Source organism: Paenibacillus tabacirhizosphaerae (genome assembly GCF_040812395.1).
In the GTDB taxonomy this organism is placed as follows: Bacteria; Bacillota; Bacilli; order Paenibacillales; family NBRC-103111; genus Paenibacillus_E.
Window position 1 is genome coordinate 1 of sequence record NZ_JBFNXH010000013.1, and the last position, 15,403, is coordinate 15,403.

Here is a 15,403-nt window from a genome sequence, read left to right on the forward strand (position 1 = left end):
GCCTAGAAAAGTGGAAATGAACACGAAAAAGCCAAGCAGCAGCATACAACTTTTCCGCCAAACTAGTTTACTCGAATACAAAATAACATCCTCCTTCTTCTCGTGAAACCGGTTTCTTTACAGCGCAAAAAAAACTTCACTCCTCTGATGAATACCAAATGTATCATGAGATGTTGAAGCCTGTGAAACGGCGGCCTATAGCGGTCGTCATGTTAGGGACAAAGGGACGTTGCGACAAATTTCGGTAAAAGTAAACGTTTACTTTATTAATTCTAATTCTTTTGTATAAATATGACAGGTGAAATTATTGCACAAAGGGGGAGAATATGTTGACATTAAGAGGTAATTACAAATTTTTGGGATTATTTGACCAAATGTTCAGAATCATAGAAAATGAATGTATAACTGATTAAATGATATTGAGGAGGCGAATGTGCTTGGAAATTATGTACCACGGTCATTCTTGTCTACAAATCTTTGTTGGCTCAAAGTCTCTGGTTATTGATCCTTTTTTGAGAGGCAACGAATTGGCCGTTACTCGTCCCGCCGATATTAAAACGGACTACATCCTGCTCACTCACGCTCACATGGATCATATTTTGGATGCTGAGCCGATCGCTAAAGCCAATGATATCCCTGTCGTTGCGAATCCGGAACTTGCCGCGTACATGACTTGGAAAGGGGTAAAAACAAAGGAGATGAATATCGGGGGAACCGTCGATCTTGGCTTTGCCAAGGCCAAAATGGTTCAGGCCTTCCATAGCTCAGGGATTGTGCTCCATGAAGAGCAGCGCATCGTATATGGCGGGATGCCTTCCGGTTACTTGATCCAAGCCGAGGGCTTGACGATTCTGCATGCCGGTGACACTGCGTTGTTCAGCGATATGAAATTGATAGGCGAGCGGCATCCCATTGACGTTGCATTTATTCCGATAGGAGATAACTATACAATGGGCCCTGAAGACGCACTTCAAGCTGCGGAATGGTACAAGGCCAAGCTGGTCATTCCAGTGCACTACAACAGCTTTCCTGTTATCAGGCAGGACGCGCAGGCATTCGTACAGCAGCTTGAAGAGCGTGGCTTAAGAGGGCGGTTGCTTGCTCCAGGCGAAAAAATGGTCATCGAAGCCAGCTAATGTGCTTAGGAAAGTGAAGCCGTAACTAGCTTTCGCACCCGATCAATGCCATCCCACATATCGCCGGGTCCGTCATAAACGATCGTGATCGGTCCTTCATAGCCGGACTGTTTGACAATTTGCATGCAGGACTCAAACTCGGCAGCATCGGGAATGCCGTGCTCATCGGTTTGGGATTTGGCATGTATGGATTCGCTATGGGGAACAATTTGCGCAAGCATTTCGTACTTCCGTGGCCCTTGGAAGTTGCCGAAATCAGAGGTTAGTCCAAGCCGCTCACCGCATGCATCGATTAACGACAGGCAGTTCTCCGAAACCGAAGTCAGCGCATGAAAATTTTCCGTAACAACGCGGACGCCTCTTGCCGCAGCGTAATCGCACAAGGAGGACAAGGCGTCCGCCGAGCGTTTCAAAGCTGCTTGATCGTCAGGCTGCGCATCGCCTGCAATAACGCGCACCCGCTCAGCGCCCGCCGCAGCGGCAATATCAATCCAGCGCTGACTCCAGGCGATGTCCGTCTGCCTGCGGAGCTCGTCCACACTGGAGATATCGCCGTACTCTAGCAGCAGCGTATAGAAGCGGATTCCAGCTTCGGCGAATGCGCTTCCAAGTGATTTTAAATACGCTTCGCTCGTATCCGGAAAATGAAAATGGCAGATTTCCGCGGCCGCGAATCCTTTCTGGGCAAGTACCGACGGCAATTCAAGGAGTGTTAAGTGTTCCGGCTCCTCTTGAACAGCCGTGCAGGTACGGCCTGTTTGTTCGTCCCAGTGCGTCCAGCGCAGCGGACCCAGATTTCGATGCAAACTCCATGAAGTTAATGATAAAAAGGTCATAAGCTCACTCCTCTCGAATTTAGTCCAGTGTATCAAATCACCTTCGGAAGCAACATATTCAATCTGGGGCATACATGCATTATTTGGCTGCAAGTACGTATGTTACTGTTATTTGGGGGTGTTTATCTGTATACTGTTTGCAAGGAAGAATGCGTTTCCACGGAGGTATGCACATGTTTAGCGAACAAGATAAAGATGCCTTATATAAGATTATCAACGCGAGAAGAGATATCAGAACGTTTTTGAATACGCCTATTCCATCAGAGATCATCATGAAGTTGTTGGAAGCGGCGCATCATGGCCCTTCGGTCGGCTTCATGCAGCCTTGGAGTTTTATTCTCATTACCAAAGAAGCGATTAAGGAACGGTTGGCGTGGGCAGCGGACAAAGAAAGAAGGGCGCTGGCTATCCATTACGAAGACAATCGGCAGGACCAGTTTCTGGGATTAAAAATAGAAGGGCTCAAGCAAGCGCCGCTGACGATCTGCGTCACTTGTGACCCGACTCGCGGCGGTTCCCATGTGCTGGGACGAAATTCGATACCGGAAACGGATGCGCTGTCCACCGCATGCGCGATTCAAAACATGTGGCTGGCTGCCTGTGTGGAAGGCTTGGCGCTTGGCTGGGTCAGTTTTTATAAAAAAGCGGATGTGCGCGATATTCTGGGAATCCCTCCTCACATCGAGCCGCTTGCGCTGCTTTCAATCGGATATACAGAGAATTATCCCTCTAAACCGATCTTGGAATCAGCCAATTGGGAGAAACGAAGAAAACTGGATGATCTGATCTTTCATGAGGCATGGGGAGGCTCCGCATGCGAAAGCTAGTATTCTTCGTGGGGCCTGCGGCTGCCGGGAAGACATCGCTTGCCAAAATGTACGCAAAAAAAAGCCGCATGGCTTTTTTTGATATGGATACGCTGCTCAGGCCTGCAGCTGAAACGATTATGTCCTTATCCGGACTCGATCCCAATGATCGGGATTCGCCTGCCTATAAAAAGTACTGCCGCGACCTCGGTTATCGGATCACCATGGACGGAGCGCTGGATAACTTGGAGCTGGGCACCGATGCCTGTGTTGTCGGACCGTTTACCAAAGAGATTGCCGATCCTTTTTGGCTGGAGAATGAACTTGCGCGAATTGGCGCATCCTTTGCCGATGTTGATGTGAAAGCTGTTTACGTCTATCTGCCTGACGAACATGCCTACCGCTTGCGTTTAATTGAAAGAGCTTCCGTCCTGGACGCTTGGAAGCTCGATAACTGGAGCAGCTTCAGCCCATCCTTGCGCCGAGGGGAAATCACATGGCAGCTGCCGCCTTCTTCCATTCTATATATGGACAACACAGGCTTGCTCACAGAGCAGAAATTGCTCACGCTAGCGCAGTTTATTGAAGGTGGAGAGCAGTCAACTGGATAATATGAAGGGGAGTATGCGCGTTTGCATGCTCCCCTTCACTTTGATTTTAGGCTTCTTCTTTTTTTAATTTAGCAGGATTGTTGATCTTGTACGGCACAGGATGCTTGGTCAACTTCTTCGCAGCAATTTTTGCTTCGAACGTAAGGGTATCCCCGATGGCAAGCTCCATTTTTTTTAGCGTGGCACTGTGGCTGGACCAGGCGGTGCCAATTTCGGTTTCCGGTTCTGTTATGAAAACCGACTCATAGATCACGACTTCATCTTCATTGTCGGAGAAATGGTTGGGTACTGTCGTAAATTCCTTTACGGTAGCGCGCATTTTAACCTTTTCTTCAGGAAGCTCCAGCTTAGGCGCTTTTTCTTTTTTTGCTTTTCCTTTTGGCGCTTCTTCAATCTTAGGTTCTTTTGCATTGGCTTCCACTGCCTGTGGCGCTTCTTCTTGTTGCGTCGAAGCCTCAACGGCAGCCTCTACGGTCTCTGGTTCTATGGCTTCTTCGGGAGCGGATGTAAGCTTCTGACCATAATTCGCTGCTTGCATCTCCTTCAAGTAGGAAGGATGGATGCAGTGCTTCTGTTTGTTATCGAATTCAATTACCGCGGTCATTTTATCGACGAACCCGATAATAGTGCAAGCTAGATTCCTGCCATTGCCTTTGTAGAAAAAAGCTTTCGCTTTGGAAGCTTTCTCCGAGAGCAGATTCCATTCCTTGCATTTCTCAAGTTGTTCCGCCTCGTTATCGAAGGCGCTATACGTACTGGGCTCGATAATAAACGTATGTACCATATTTTCTCCGCCTTTCTTTTCATACAAACCTATTTTATCATTTTTTGGCTTCGCATGCGTTTACTTTCCTATAAACCGTAAATTTATGGCGATGCGCAAGACCAAAGTCCAGTACAAAACTAAACCTCAGACAGTTATGGATAACAAGCTTTTAAGCTAAACTGGTTAGTAAATAAAGGTATGCAGCGGCCAGTGGGGAGCTTGAACAATGGAATGGATGAACACACTTTTTGATCAGTATGGATATTTGGTTTTATTTCTTGGATTATTTGCTGAATCATTAGCTTTGCCTTTTCCAGGAGAATTGGCTATGGCTGTATCCGGTCATTTATCTACAATAGGAAACTACAGCATTCTACTCATCATCTTTTATTCCTATATAGGAGCTATTATCGGCACAACGTTTACTTATTATCTCGGGTATAAGCTGGGCACGCCATTTTTTGATAAATACGGGAAATTCTTTTTTATGAACCGCGACCGCTTGGCTAAAATAACGAAATGGTTCGATAAATACGGAAACAAGCTGATTCTTGTGAGCTATTTTATTCCGGGACTCAGGCATTTCACTGGTTACGTATCCGGTATTTTGAAAGTTCGCCTGCGTACTTTTTTGTTATATAACTATGCGGGGGGATTCGTTTGGGTATTGATTTATGTGATGATCGGCAAACTGTTCGGGCAAAAAATTGAACAACTGCTCCAGCTCATTTCTCATTACTCCGCTGCCGCTATTCTTGTACTTGTGACTGGTTTCGTGTTAGTTTTAGTTTTCAAACAAAATAAAGTTGCCATTTTTAAATGGATCAGAGAATTAAACAGTCATCTTAAGGGCTAAGAAATAATAGCTGATAGAGGAGGAGCCATTGAGAATCCGAGTTTATTATTTGGTTGCCGTACTAACCGCAATTGGGTTAGGCATAAGTTCAAGGTCTTTCAGCGATTACTTGCCTCTACTGGTTTCAAAGCACTTTGGCGATGCCTTATGGGCGAGCATGGTTTATTTTGGCGTTCGTGGCGTATGGCCTGCTAAGAAGCCGGCTTTTGCCGTTTGCTTCAGTTTTATTTTTTGTTTTGGCATTGAATGCAGCCAACTCTATCAAGCCGCGTGGATCAATTACATTAGAAACACGTTGGTAGGATCATTAATATTGGGAAAAGGTTTCTTATTTGCAGATTTGCTAAGATACAGTGCGGGAATTGTATGTTCGTTTTTGGCAGAATGTATGATGAGCAGCGCACGGAAATGGCGCGCGCGAGATCAGGCTTGCAGGAAATTTAATGTGAAATACTTAGAAAACGAGAGAGAACGCGAGTAAATGAAAGTGATTATTTGGTTGTTCCTGGAATATAATGTGCAAACGTTTTTACATTTTGCAAGGCATCATGTATGATTGTTACATGGATAAAGCGTTTACATTTCTGTGTGAATGATGGGGTAAGCTAATAAATCTCAAGGAGATAGCTATGACCGTTGATTTGGATGAATTGCAGAGAATGATTGAGGAGAAACGATCCATTTTAAATGGTTACGGAGAAAAGAAAAATTTAGAGGTATCGGAACTTCTAAAGGTCTCTCTTGAACTTGATGAATTGATTGTCAGCTATACGGCCTTGTGTTCTGCTGTGCGCAAAAGCTGATTCTGTTTTCTCAGAATGTCTACTTTGCAGTTTGATTCAAACGTTTGCACTTGCTAAGTTGGATGAGCCGCCTGGATATCAGGCGGTTTTTCGTATTACGCGAATAACGATCCCTACCTCCCCCATATGATGAAACAAAGTGGAGTTCCGCTGATTTGGGAATTTGGCTTATGAGGTGAATCGTGGAATGTCAACGGTCCCAAAGGAGGGCTTTCATGAAATCCGTGCTGAAGCTTGAATTGGAAGAAGCGAGAGTAATGGTCGCGGCCGGTATAAAGACGGCTCAAGAGGCCAATGCGCTTGAGACGATATGCATCGTCGATGACGGCGGTTATGTAATCGCTTTGGAGCGAATGAACGGCGGGCGCAATACGAGCCCGGAAATGGCGATGGCCAAGGCCTTTACTGCCAGCGGACATAAGCGGTCTACGCACTTGTTCAATCAGCCTGGCGGTCCGGCGACACCGATGGGCGAGGCGTTCGGGATTCACGCGATGATGCCGGGAAAGTTTGCAATTTTCGTTGGCGGTTTTCCCATTGTCGTGAATGGGAGTGTCATCGGCGGTGTTGGGGTTAGCGGAGGGAATGGCGAGCAAGACATTGCAGTCGGCGTAGCGGCGTTAAAGGCGCTCCAAAACTTTTTGGGAAATGGCTATGAGGTCATGACCGAGCCGGATATTAAGAAATAGAAAAGAGAAACGCTTCGATGGATTCTCACCTATCGTACGGTTCAAGACGAGTGGCGAGATCGATGTTCACGGTGCGCATTATATAATTGAACAAAGAGCCCCCCGTTCCTCAGCCATGAGAGTGAACGGGGGGCTTCGTTTTATTAGGGCAAAAGATTTCTGACGTATTGAATCGTCTCATCAACCGTTTCATCGGAAAGCTGTTCTAACGAAATGTCGATACCCGGCTTATGTTGAAGGAGCTTATGAAGGGTGTGAGCAAGAGTGCCAATGCCCATCTATCTAGCCATCCATCCGCCGTCCACGCAAAGCACGTGACCGTTCATATAATCGGAAGACGCAGAGGATAAGAACACAACTGGCCCTTTCAGGTCCTCTGGCGATCCCCAACGTCCGGCAGGAATACGATCGGTGATGGATTGTGTGCGCTTTTCATCTTTCAGAATCGGCCCCGTATTATTCGTCGTCATGTAGCCGGGAGCGATGGCGTTAATTTGAATGCCTTTTCCAGCCCATTCATTGGCAAGCGCTTTGGTAATCCCTGCAATTGCGTGCTTGCTTGCTGTGTATCCAGGAACATTAATGCCGCCTTGGTAGGTTAGCATGGAAGCGATGTTAATAATTTTGCCGCTGCCGCGTTCAATCATATGTCTGCCGATTAGCTGACACAGGAAAAAGGCGGAATTGAGGTTCAAATCAATGACATCGTGCCAATCCTGGCGGGCGTGGTCGGCCGCTGGCGTACGGCGAATGATGCCGGCATTATTTACGAGAATGTCAATGCGGCCATAGAAGCCCAAGGCTTTACTCACAACATCCTCCAGAATCTCTTCATTGCTTAGGTCAGCAGCGATGAACTCAGCTTGTCCGCCGAGCGCCCGAATAGCTTCGACCGTATGCACGCTTTCGGAGGAAGAGACGGCGATAACGTTCGCGCCAGCTTCAGCGAGCCCGATCGCCATGGCTTGCCCCAAGCCGCCGGATGCTCCGGTAACCAGCGCTGTTTTACCCGTTAAATCAAATATATTCATGAGAGGCACTCCCTTTTCGCATCAATGGGTTTCTAACCGGATTCCCGCTTGGCGGAATTGCTCGGCCGTTTCTGCGGGAAGCGCACTGTCGGTCAAGATCATCGAAATCTCGGACAATGCGGCGAATGTTCGTAGTGCGCATTGTCCGAATTTGTAATGATCAGCTACGCCGTAGACGACAGCGCTGGATTGAATTAACGCCCGTTTGTAATCAACGAGATCGCTCGTATAGATCGTAAAACCATGCTGCAAGTGCACACCCGTCGCAGCAAGAAACGATTTCTGAATGTTGAGCTTGCTCACGTAAGCAGCGGCTTCCGGTCCTGCCAGCATATTGCGCAAACGATAACCTCCAGGGACGACAAGTCGGATTTCATTCTTGTGCACCAGCTCCGAGATGATATAGAGATCGTTCGTCACCACGGTCAAAGGCTGATTGGGGATCCGTCTGGCAATTTCCAGCGTTGTGCTGCCGCCGTCAAGCGCGATAATATCGTGCGGCTGAATGTAACGCAGCGCAATTTCGGCGATTTCGGTCTTCTCGTCCGCATGCTTGACGATCGGTTCTTTCGCCGACAGAATGCCGAGCTGGTCGCTCTGTGCGAGCATGGCACCGCCGTGAATTCGCACGAGGAGCCCTTTTTCTTCGAGCTTCGCCAAATCTTCGCGAATCGTTTTTCCTGTAACCTCAAGCCGTTCGCTTAGCTCGGCAACGGTCACTTCTTTTTGCGCCAGAAGCACTTCCATGATGGTTTCATATCTACGTAAAGGTGTCATCGATTCTCATCCGTTTCTAAAAGGTATACCGATTATTTTAAATCTTTCATAGCAACGGCGTCCATATCTTCGAAAATTTGATTTTCGCCTGCCATGCCCCAGATGAATGTATAGTTGCTTGTGCCTACACCGCTATGGATGGACCAGCTAGGGGAGATGACCGCTTGCTCGTTGCGCATCACCACATGGCGAGTTTCCTGAGGTTCGCCCATCATATGGAAAACTACGCCGTCTTCCGGCATATCGAAGTACAGATAAACTTCGGAACGACGGTTATGTGTGTGTGAAGGCATGGTGTTCCACATGTTGCCCGGCTTCAGTAGCGTCATGCCCATAACAAGTTGACAGCTCTGCACGCCGCCCGTGTGGATATAGCGGTAGATGGTGCGCTCGTTGGAATTCGTGATGCTTCCCAAATGGTTCGGGGATGCTTCGTTGATCGCGATTTTCACTGTTGGGTGCGTTGCGTGAGCAGGCGTGGAGTTGAAATAGAACTTCGCCGGATCAGCGCTGTTTACGCTTGTGAAAATAATTTCTTTAGAGCCACGGCCGATGTAAAGACCGTCTTTATTGTCCATTGCGTAAACAGTTCCATCAACAGTTACCGTACCTTTAGCGCCGATATTAATGATACCGATTTCGCGGCGCTCCAGGAAGTAGTCGGCAGCCATATCTTTTTTATTTGCTTCTAATTGAAGAGGAGTATCAACCGGCACGATGCCGCCGACGATAAAACGGTCCACATGCGAGTAAACGGTTTTTACTTCATTTGGCGCAAACAAAGTGTTGATTAAGAACTCTTCACGCAGGCGGTCTGTATCAAAGTGTTTAACTTCTCTTGGGTGCGAAGCATAGCGAATATCCATGTCCATGTGAAATCTCTCCTCGTTATTGGGTTCAAAAACGTTTATATACGTTCATATAAGTTTAAGTTACTCCAAAAAAGTGGTTTACGCAAGTGGTGAATGAGAGGGAGATTAGAAAATAGCTCTCCGTGAATAAAAGATGACCAAACAGCGAACAACTACATGGACAAAGATGATGGATGACTTTCAGGAGGAATACACGCATGGATAATAGCCACTATTTCGATCACGTTTGCAATGATACGATTCCGACCAAACCGGAGGAAGAAAGTACAACCGCAACCGATATGGTCAGCGAGGCCATTGAAGAGATTATGGATAATGTGAAGAGGGCATTTTCTGTAGGCGATCAGGAAGATCGAGATTAAGAAGGCCTGCACGGTCAGATATGAAAGGAATTTGAGAGTTGTTCCTGAGAGGAGCAGCTCTTTTTTGAATCACATATTGAATAAAAATACTTTAAAATGTATAATTATTCATTATTGTTGATGAGGTGATGGTGTGATTGAGCAAGATGAGAGCAAAACGCAAGAACTGTTAGCGGAGGCGGAAACATCCCTATTATTTACAGCAAAGCGTCCGCCGGTCGTTATGGAACACGGAGCAGGCATGTATGTATGGGATACGGAAGGCAAGCGTTATCTGGACTTTATGGGTGGCTGGGCGGTTACCTGCCTGGGGCATTCGCCCGCTGTTCTGAGGGATGCATTGCAAAAGCAGGCAGCTCAGTTGGTGAATGTAAGCCCGGCTTTTTTTAACAAGCCGATGATTGAGTTTGCCGGGATGCTGACGGAGCTGTCCGGTTTAGACCGGGTCTTTTTTGGAAGCAGCGGAGCTGAGGCGAATGAAAGCGCGATTAAACTGGCTCGGAAATATGGAACGGTGCGGAAAAATGGCGCGTTCGAGATCATTACAACGACAAACAGCTTTCATGGCCGCACCTTAGCGATGATGTCGGCGACGGGCAAGGCGCAATGGCAGCAGCTATTTGCACCGAAATTGCCCGGCTTTTTGCATGTTCCGCTGAACGATATGGAAGCCATGACGAAGGCCATTAGCCCGAACACGTGCGCAATTATGTTGGAGCTCATCCAAGGAGAAGGCGGCGTGCACGCGGTGGATACCGCATATTTGGCACAGCTGCGCAAGCTTTGCGATGAACAGGGGATTTTGCTCATATTTGATGAAATTCAAACCGGCATTGGCCGCACCGGTAAAATGTTTGCCTTTGAACATTACGGCATACAGCCTGATATTCTGACACTGGCAAAAGGAATCGGCGGCGGCTTTCCGCTTTCCGCCATGCTGGCGAAGGAAGCCTACAATTTGTTCGAAGCAGGCGATCAAGGCGGCACCTACACGGGCCAACCTTTGGCCATGGCGGCAGGCCTAGCTGTAGTTGGGGAAGTCATCCGCCAAAATTTGGCCGATCAGGCAGCTGTTCAAGGGGAATACTTGCTGGCTCAACTCCGCGATAAACAGTCCGAGTATGGGCTGCAGCATATTCGCGGCACAGGTTTGCTGCTTGCCTTCGATCTCCCTGAGCCAAAAGGGGCTGAGCTCGTGTCAGCCTGCATGAACGCTGGGCTGTTGATCAATGCTCCGAATCCTCGAACGATTCGTTTGATGCCGGCCTTGATCGTATCCAAAGCAGATATCGACGAGATGATGACCATCTTTGGCCAAGTGATGGATGAAGTGCTAAAGCCGCAATAAATGAACCCATCCCTATCCTGACGTTCCATGACGTCGGGATTTTCTTTTTGACAGGCGGGAGTTACAATGAATGTGAACTTGCCTGTATAGGAGGAAAACCCTGATGAACAGCTGCCTATTTCAACAGACTTTAACGGAGCGGGACTATTATCCGCACGTTGTTGCGTATTATTTCAAGCAATGGAATGGTTTTGAAATGCCGTTTCATCGCCATGACGCTATAGAAATTATGTATGCGATTCACGGCTCCTGCAGGGTGGAGATTCAAATCGATCATGAGCCTCCTGAAAGCGTGAGCCTGAAAAAAGGCGAGTTTATTATGCTGGACGCCAATGTGCCGCACCGCTTGCTCGTAGATGCAGCCACCCCTTGCAGAATGCTCAATGTCGAGTTTCGTTTTATGGAAGGCGAAGGCGGGTTTCCGTCCATTCAACGGCTAGCTGCTGAGGAGCAGGTGTTGGCTTCCTTATTGGCTGTGCAATCTCTGTATGTTGTGCTGCGAGATCCGGATGAGGTGTATCATATCATGAAAAGCCTTGTTCTGGAGCTCGATAAAACGCCGGCGAGAAGTGAAACAATGGTTCAATTGCTCATTGCGCAGCTGCTGATTCGCATTGCCAGACTTCATGAGGAAGCGGTGAACAGCGAGCTGCCACAAACCGAATGGTACGTTAAACAGAGTGTCGCTTTCCTGCGCCAGAACTATGACCGAAATATGCAAGTGAAGGATGTTGCTGGTGCGGTCAATTTGCATCCCGGCTACTTGCAGCGGATTTTCAAGCTGCATATGAAACAAACGCTAATGGCCTATTTGACAGGCATACGCATGGAGAAGGCAAAGATGCTGCTGCTCGAAACGGACGTCCCTATTGCTGACATTTGCGATTATGTTGGAGTGGGCAGCCGATCTTATTTTCATATGTTATTTAAAGCACATACGCATCTAACGCCGCTTGATTATCGTAAATCTATCGATGCATCGAAATGGGAGTACCCTGAAGGAAGTTAGAATTTTAGACAATTGGATTTCGAATTAGTGAGAAAATTGATAACGCTTCCCTCTCGCCGATTGCTACAATTGGATCAGTAATCATTAGCGGAGAGGATGAGAAAGATGTCATTTAAAGTTGTTTTCATTGGAGCTGGGAGCATCGGATTTACACGGGGACTATTGAAGGATTTGTTAGCTGTACCGGAGTTTCACAGCGTTCAAGTTACTTTTACAGACATTAACTCACCTAATTTGGAGATGGTGACCGAGCTGTGTCAGCGAGATATTCGGGAAAACGGCTTGTCGATTACGATTCAAGCGACGACGGACCGCCGGGAAGCGTTGAAGAATGCTAACTATGTTCTTTGCACGATTCGGGTAGGGGGTCTGGAGGCCTTCGCGACGGATGTGGATATCCCGCTTAAATACGGCGTAGATCAATGTGTCGGGGACACTTTGTGTGCCGGCGGCATTATGTACGGGCAGAGGGGCATTGCCGAAATGCTGGCCATTTGCAAAGATATTCGCGAGGCAGCCGCACCGGATGTGCTGCTTCTGAACTATGCGAATCCGATGGCGATGCTGACCTGGGCTTGCAATAAGTACGGCGGTGTCAGAACGATCGGGCTTTGCCACGGCGTACAGCATGGGCATCACCAAATCGCCGAGGCTTTCGGATTAGAGCAATCCGAGGTCGATATCATCTGCGCCGGCATCAATCATCAGACGTGGTACGTTCAAATTCGCCATAAGGGTGAAGATTTAACGGGAAGGCTTCTGGATGCTTTCGAGCGCCACCCGGAGTTTGCGCGTACGGAAAAGGTGCGTATCGATATGCTGCGCCGATTTGGCTTTTACAGTACGGAATCCAACGGTCACTTAAGCGAATATGTACCTTGGTACCGAAAGCGGCCGAGCGAAATTCAGGACTGGATTGATATGGGCAACTGGATCAATGGAGAGACCGGCGGCTATCTGCGTGTCTGTACCGAAGGACGCAGCTGGTTCGAAACGGATTTCCCGAACTGGATGAACGATCCTGCATTCGTCTATACGCAGGAGAATCGCAGCCAAGAGCATGGCTCCTACATCATTGAGGCGCTTGAGACTGGCCGCGTGTATCGCGGTCACTTCAACCTAGTGAACAATGGCGTCATATCGAACCTGCCGAATGACGCGGTTATTGAAGCGCCGGGCTTCGTCGACCGTAACGGCATTGCGATGCCGCATGTCGGCGATCTGCCGCTCGGACCTGCTGCTGTATGCAGCGTCTCCATCTCTGTGCAGCGCCTTGCCGTTGAGGCAGCCGTCCATGGCGACGATAAGCTGCTGCGGCAAGCTTTCATGATGGACCCGCTCGTCGGGGCTGTATGCAACCCCAAAGAAATTTGGCAAATGGTCGACGAAATGCTCGTTGCCGGAGCAGCTTGGCTGCCGCAGTATGGCGCCGCCATTGAGGAGGCGAAGCAGCGTCTTGCCGCCGGCAATCTACTGCCGACGCGCGATTATGCAGGCGCGGCCCGTTTGAAAGTCAAAACGGTGGAAGAGATGCAGCAGGATCTGGAAGCCGCTAATAAAAATGCCGGCGAAGCCGATAAGGGGAAAGATCGCGCAGCCGCACTTTCATGAGTTGGTTTATTCATATGGGGTCATATGAATTATAATAGAGGAACCAAGCGGAATGAACCGCTTGGTCCTTTTCTTTTTTTTAGAAGATTCGTTGCTACAATGTGACATAACGGGGAAGAAGATTATGTCCAATATCGGGGTCACTTGCGGCCTGGAATCAATTTGGGTGGATTTTACAGCAGGAAAGCGGCTCCTACCAAGCTCAGACGGGCGATAGGCCGTATGGGCTAGTGCTGCTTATGAAAACAGAACGGCTAAAAATACAGCGTTTTGTTTTCATCTAGCTTCAAGGGCGCGTCTTTTTTGCATAAACGTTGAATGGGCAGTTAGTTTAATTCCATATTGTGTTAAATGGAGTGAAAAAGGTAATGAGAGCGATATGAAGAAAATATACAACTTTTCAAGGCCGATTACTGCCCCTCGATAAGAATTACTTGAGAAGTGGATGACTGGAGACGGAGCTTGCTTGCTTCCTGATATTCAGATGAATTGTACCAGCGTCTGAAGTGATCTGCATCCTCAAATTGCAGGATAACCAACCCTAACGTCGGCCTATCCCCTTCAATTACTTCATATGGGCCGCCTCCTTCTAGCAGGAATTTGACGCCGTATTCTTTAAGTGTTGGCGCGGCGAGCCGACGATATTCCATCATCCTCTCAAAATCAGTTATTTTCTCGACATCAAAGACAAGATAGGCTGCCATAGTTTTTCCTCCTTTATTTTTCAAAACGTATTCTGAATTGAATAGAGACATGTATCCACATCTCATGGCACTCAGGGAAGACAAATTTTTTGTCTTGTTGATAAGCGTAGAGCTTTCTGGTATTTCTTGTAAAGTAGTTACAAAAAAGTGCAATAGTTTCAAAAAATGAACTAGTAAGGAGCCAGCAAAAGTGATGACTGACATTTCTTGTTTTCAGCCAATCGGACATACAGTGGAGATCTTAGAGGGCAAGTGGACTATTCTTATTCTGCGTGACCTGTTTAGCGGAATCAAACGTTTTGGAGAGTTTCGTCGTTCGTTGGCTCCCATAAGCCCAAAAACGCTAACGGATCGGCTGCGTTTACTGGAAGAGCATGGCATCGTGACGCGCACGGTCTACTCGGAGGTTCCGCTCCACGTCGAATATGAGCTGACGGAGCGAGGGCAACGTTTGCGCCCTATTTTCGAGGCGATGACAACCTGGGCGTTGGCAGAAGACGCGATCTCTCAAAGTGAGCAATAAGGTAGAAGATGTCAACGACCAACAGAAGCTGAAAGATCCCAGTTTTTCGCGAAAGGCGATGGCGATGCTCATGAAAGAAAACCAAATCAGCAACAGCATCGTGACTTCTTCAGGACAAAAGAAAACAAAGTTTAACAACATGCGGGTTACCTCGCAGATTGGTTGTTGGCTCTTTCGACTTCCGTGAAGCGGTGCCGATAACGCCGATGTGCGAGGTATTTGAAATAAGAGAGTGGGAGTCCTGGGGGAGCTGTTGCTTCTGGGACTCCTTTTTTGATTGGGCGCGGGTAAAGAGCTAGCGGTAACGGCCCAAAGGGGCGTTACAGGAGCAGCACGCCGCGCGGCAGAGCGTGAAAGGCCCGAAATGGGCCTTACGGAAGGCGAAGCGAGCGGCGAGGGTGTGAAGAGCGAGCGGTAACGGCCCAAAGGGGCGTTACGGGAGCAGCACGCCGCGCGGCGGAACGTGAAAGGCCCGAAATGGGCCTTACGGAAGGCGAGGAGAGCGGCGAGGGTGTGAAGAGCGAACTGTAACGGCCCAAAAGGGCGTTACGGGAGCAGCACGCCGCGCGGCGGAGCGTGAAAGGCCCGAAATGGGCCTTACGGAAGGCGAAGCGAGCGGCGAGGGTGTGAAGAGCGAGCGGTAACGGCCCAAAGGGGCGTTAC

19 protein-coding genes are annotated in these 15,403 nt (G+C 48.3%); 12 read left to right on the top strand and 7 right to left on the bottom strand.

Annotation, left to right across the window (positions count from 1 at the left end):
- Nucleotides 1-437 precede the first annotated feature (437 nt).
- Nucleotides 438-1,136, top strand: coding sequence for a metal-dependent hydrolase (locus ABRS97_RS20240; protein WP_367816975.1), 699 nt, complete (start codon nucleotides 438-440; stop codon nucleotides 1,134-1,136).
- A gap of 5 nt (nucleotides 1,137-1,141) precedes the next feature.
- Here the strand turns inward: ABRS97_RS20240 and ABRS97_RS20245 are convergent, their stop codons facing one another.
- The gene (locus tag ABRS97_RS20245) at nucleotides 1,142-1,972 is read right to left on the bottom strand and encodes a sugar phosphate isomerase/epimerase family protein (protein ID WP_367816977.1); all 831 of its coding nucleotides are present in this window, start codon (nucleotides 1,970-1,972) and stop codon (nucleotides 1,142-1,144) included.
- 173 nt (nucleotides 1,973-2,145) lie between these two features.
- Here ABRS97_RS20245 and bluB point away from each other — a divergent pair, with 173 nt between their 5' ends.
- Together bluB and ABRS97_RS20255 are read left to right on the top strand one after the other, a co-directional pair.
- On the top strand, nucleotides 2,146-2,799 hold the full coding sequence (gene bluB / locus ABRS97_RS20250) for a 5,6-dimethylbenzimidazole synthase (RefSeq protein WP_367816979.1): 654 nt from the start codon (nucleotides 2,146-2,148) through the stop codon (nucleotides 2,797-2,799).
- A complete protein-coding gene (locus ABRS97_RS20255) occupies nucleotides 2,787-3,389 on the top strand; it encodes a P-loop nucleotide/nucleoside kinase family protein (protein WP_367816981.1) in 603 nt (200 codons plus the stop codon). Before bluB ends, ABRS97_RS20255 begins: the two co-directional genes overlap by 13 nt.
- 46 nt (nucleotides 3,390-3,435) lie before the next feature.
- On the opposite strand, the gene ABRS97_RS20260 is transcribed toward ABRS97_RS20255, so the two are convergent.
- Nucleotides 3,436-4,173 carry a hypothetical protein gene (locus ABRS97_RS20260; protein WP_367816982.1) on the bottom strand — a complete coding sequence of 246 codons (738 nt, stop codon included), beginning with the start codon at nucleotides 4,171-4,173 and terminating at the stop codon, nucleotides 3,436-3,438.
- A 208-nt stretch (nucleotides 4,174-4,381) separates the two neighbouring features.
- Between ABRS97_RS20260 and ABRS97_RS20265 the strand changes: the two genes are divergently transcribed.
- The 4 genes from ABRS97_RS20265 to ABRS97_RS20280 all read left to right on the top strand — a co-directional run bounded on the left by ABRS97_RS20265 (nucleotide 4,382) and on the right by ABRS97_RS20280 (nucleotide 6,503).
- A complete protein-coding gene (locus tag ABRS97_RS20265) occupies nucleotides 4,382-5,011 on the top strand; it encodes a DedA family protein (protein WP_367816984.1) in 630 nt (209 codons plus the stop codon).
- A gap of 28 nt (nucleotides 5,012-5,039) precedes the next feature.
- The gene (locus tag ABRS97_RS20270; RefSeq protein ID WP_367816985.1) at nucleotides 5,040-5,492 is read left to right on the top strand and encodes a ribosomal maturation YjgA family protein; all 453 of its coding nucleotides are present in this window, start codon (nucleotides 5,040-5,042) and stop codon (nucleotides 5,490-5,492) included.
- A gap of 148 nt (nucleotides 5,493-5,640) precedes the next feature.
- Nucleotides 5,641-5,814 carry a Spo0E family sporulation regulatory protein-aspartic acid phosphatase gene (locus tag ABRS97_RS20275; protein ID WP_367816987.1) on the top strand — a complete coding sequence of 58 codons (174 nt, stop codon included), beginning with the start codon at nucleotides 5,641-5,643 and terminating at the stop codon, nucleotides 5,812-5,814.
- A gap of 215 nt (nucleotides 5,815-6,029) precedes the next feature.
- A complete protein-coding gene (locus tag ABRS97_RS20280; RefSeq protein WP_367816989.1) occupies nucleotides 6,030-6,503 on the top strand; it encodes a GlcG/HbpS family heme-binding protein in 474 nt (157 codons plus the stop codon).
- A 143-nt stretch (nucleotides 6,504-6,646) separates the two neighbouring features.
- Here ABRS97_RS20280 and ABRS97_RS20285 read toward each other — a convergent pair whose 3' ends face one another.
- Genes ABRS97_RS20285 through kduI form a run of 4 tightly spaced genes read right to left on the bottom strand, consistent with a single transcriptional unit; the run spans nucleotide 6,647 to nucleotide 9,177 of the window.
- A complete protein-coding gene (locus ABRS97_RS20285; RefSeq protein ID WP_367816991.1) occupies nucleotides 6,647-6,781 on the bottom strand; it encodes a hypothetical protein in 135 nt (44 codons plus the stop codon).
- A complete protein-coding gene (gene kduD, locus ABRS97_RS20290) occupies nucleotides 6,782-7,534 on the bottom strand; it encodes a 2-dehydro-3-deoxy-D-gluconate 5-dehydrogenase KduD (RefSeq protein WP_367816992.1) in 753 nt (250 codons plus the stop codon).
- A gap of 21 nt (nucleotides 7,535-7,555) precedes the next feature.
- Nucleotides 7,556-8,311 carry a DeoR/GlpR family DNA-binding transcription regulator gene (locus ABRS97_RS20295; protein ID WP_367816994.1) on the bottom strand — a complete coding sequence of 252 codons (756 nt, stop codon included), beginning with the start codon at nucleotides 8,309-8,311 and terminating at the stop codon, nucleotides 7,556-7,558.
- Nucleotides 8,312-8,343: 32 nt separating this feature from the next.
- Nucleotides 8,344-9,177, bottom strand: coding sequence for a 5-dehydro-4-deoxy-D-glucuronate isomerase (gene kduI / locus ABRS97_RS20300; RefSeq protein WP_367817212.1), 834 nt, complete (start codon nucleotides 9,175-9,177; stop codon nucleotides 8,344-8,346).
- 203 nt (nucleotides 9,178-9,380) lie between these two features.
- On the opposite strand from kduI, the gene ABRS97_RS20305 reads away from it, so the two are divergent.
- The 4 genes from ABRS97_RS20305 to melA all read left to right on the top strand — a co-directional run bounded on the left by ABRS97_RS20305 (nucleotide 9,381) and on the right by melA (nucleotide 13,513).
- Nucleotides 9,381-9,545 (top strand): hypothetical protein, encoded by a 165-nt coding sequence (locus ABRS97_RS20305; RefSeq protein ID WP_367816996.1) that lies wholly within the window; start codon nucleotides 9,381-9,383, stop codon nucleotides 9,543-9,545.
- Between the two features lie 133 nt (nucleotides 9,546-9,678).
- Nucleotides 9,679-10,893, top strand: coding sequence for an aspartate aminotransferase family protein (locus ABRS97_RS20310; protein ID WP_367816997.1), 1,215 nt, complete (start codon nucleotides 9,679-9,681; stop codon nucleotides 10,891-10,893).
- Between the two features lie 103 nt (nucleotides 10,894-10,996).
- The gene (locus ABRS97_RS20315) at nucleotides 10,997-11,902 is read left to right on the top strand and encodes an AraC family transcriptional regulator (protein WP_367816999.1); all 906 of its coding nucleotides are present in this window, start codon (nucleotides 10,997-10,999) and stop codon (nucleotides 11,900-11,902) included.
- 105 nt (nucleotides 11,903-12,007) lie between these two features.
- Nucleotides 12,008-13,513, top strand: coding sequence for an alpha-glucosidase/alpha-galactosidase (gene melA / locus ABRS97_RS20320; protein WP_367817001.1), 1,506 nt, complete (start codon nucleotides 12,008-12,010; stop codon nucleotides 13,511-13,513).
- A 410-nt stretch (nucleotides 13,514-13,923) separates the two neighbouring features.
- Here melA and ABRS97_RS20325 read toward each other — a convergent pair whose 3' ends face one another.
- A complete protein-coding gene (locus ABRS97_RS20325) occupies nucleotides 13,924-14,217 on the bottom strand; it encodes a DUF1330 domain-containing protein (RefSeq protein ID WP_367817003.1) in 294 nt (97 codons plus the stop codon).
- A 193-nt stretch (nucleotides 14,218-14,410) separates the two neighbouring features.
- Here ABRS97_RS20325 and ABRS97_RS20330 point away from each other — a divergent pair, with 193 nt between their 5' ends.
- Complete coding sequence (locus ABRS97_RS20330; RefSeq protein WP_367817214.1) at nucleotides 14,411-14,740, top strand: winged helix-turn-helix transcriptional regulator; 330 nt, start codon at nucleotides 14,411-14,413, stop codon at nucleotides 14,738-14,740.
- The last annotated feature ends 663 nt before the right edge of the window (nucleotides 14,741-15,403 follow it).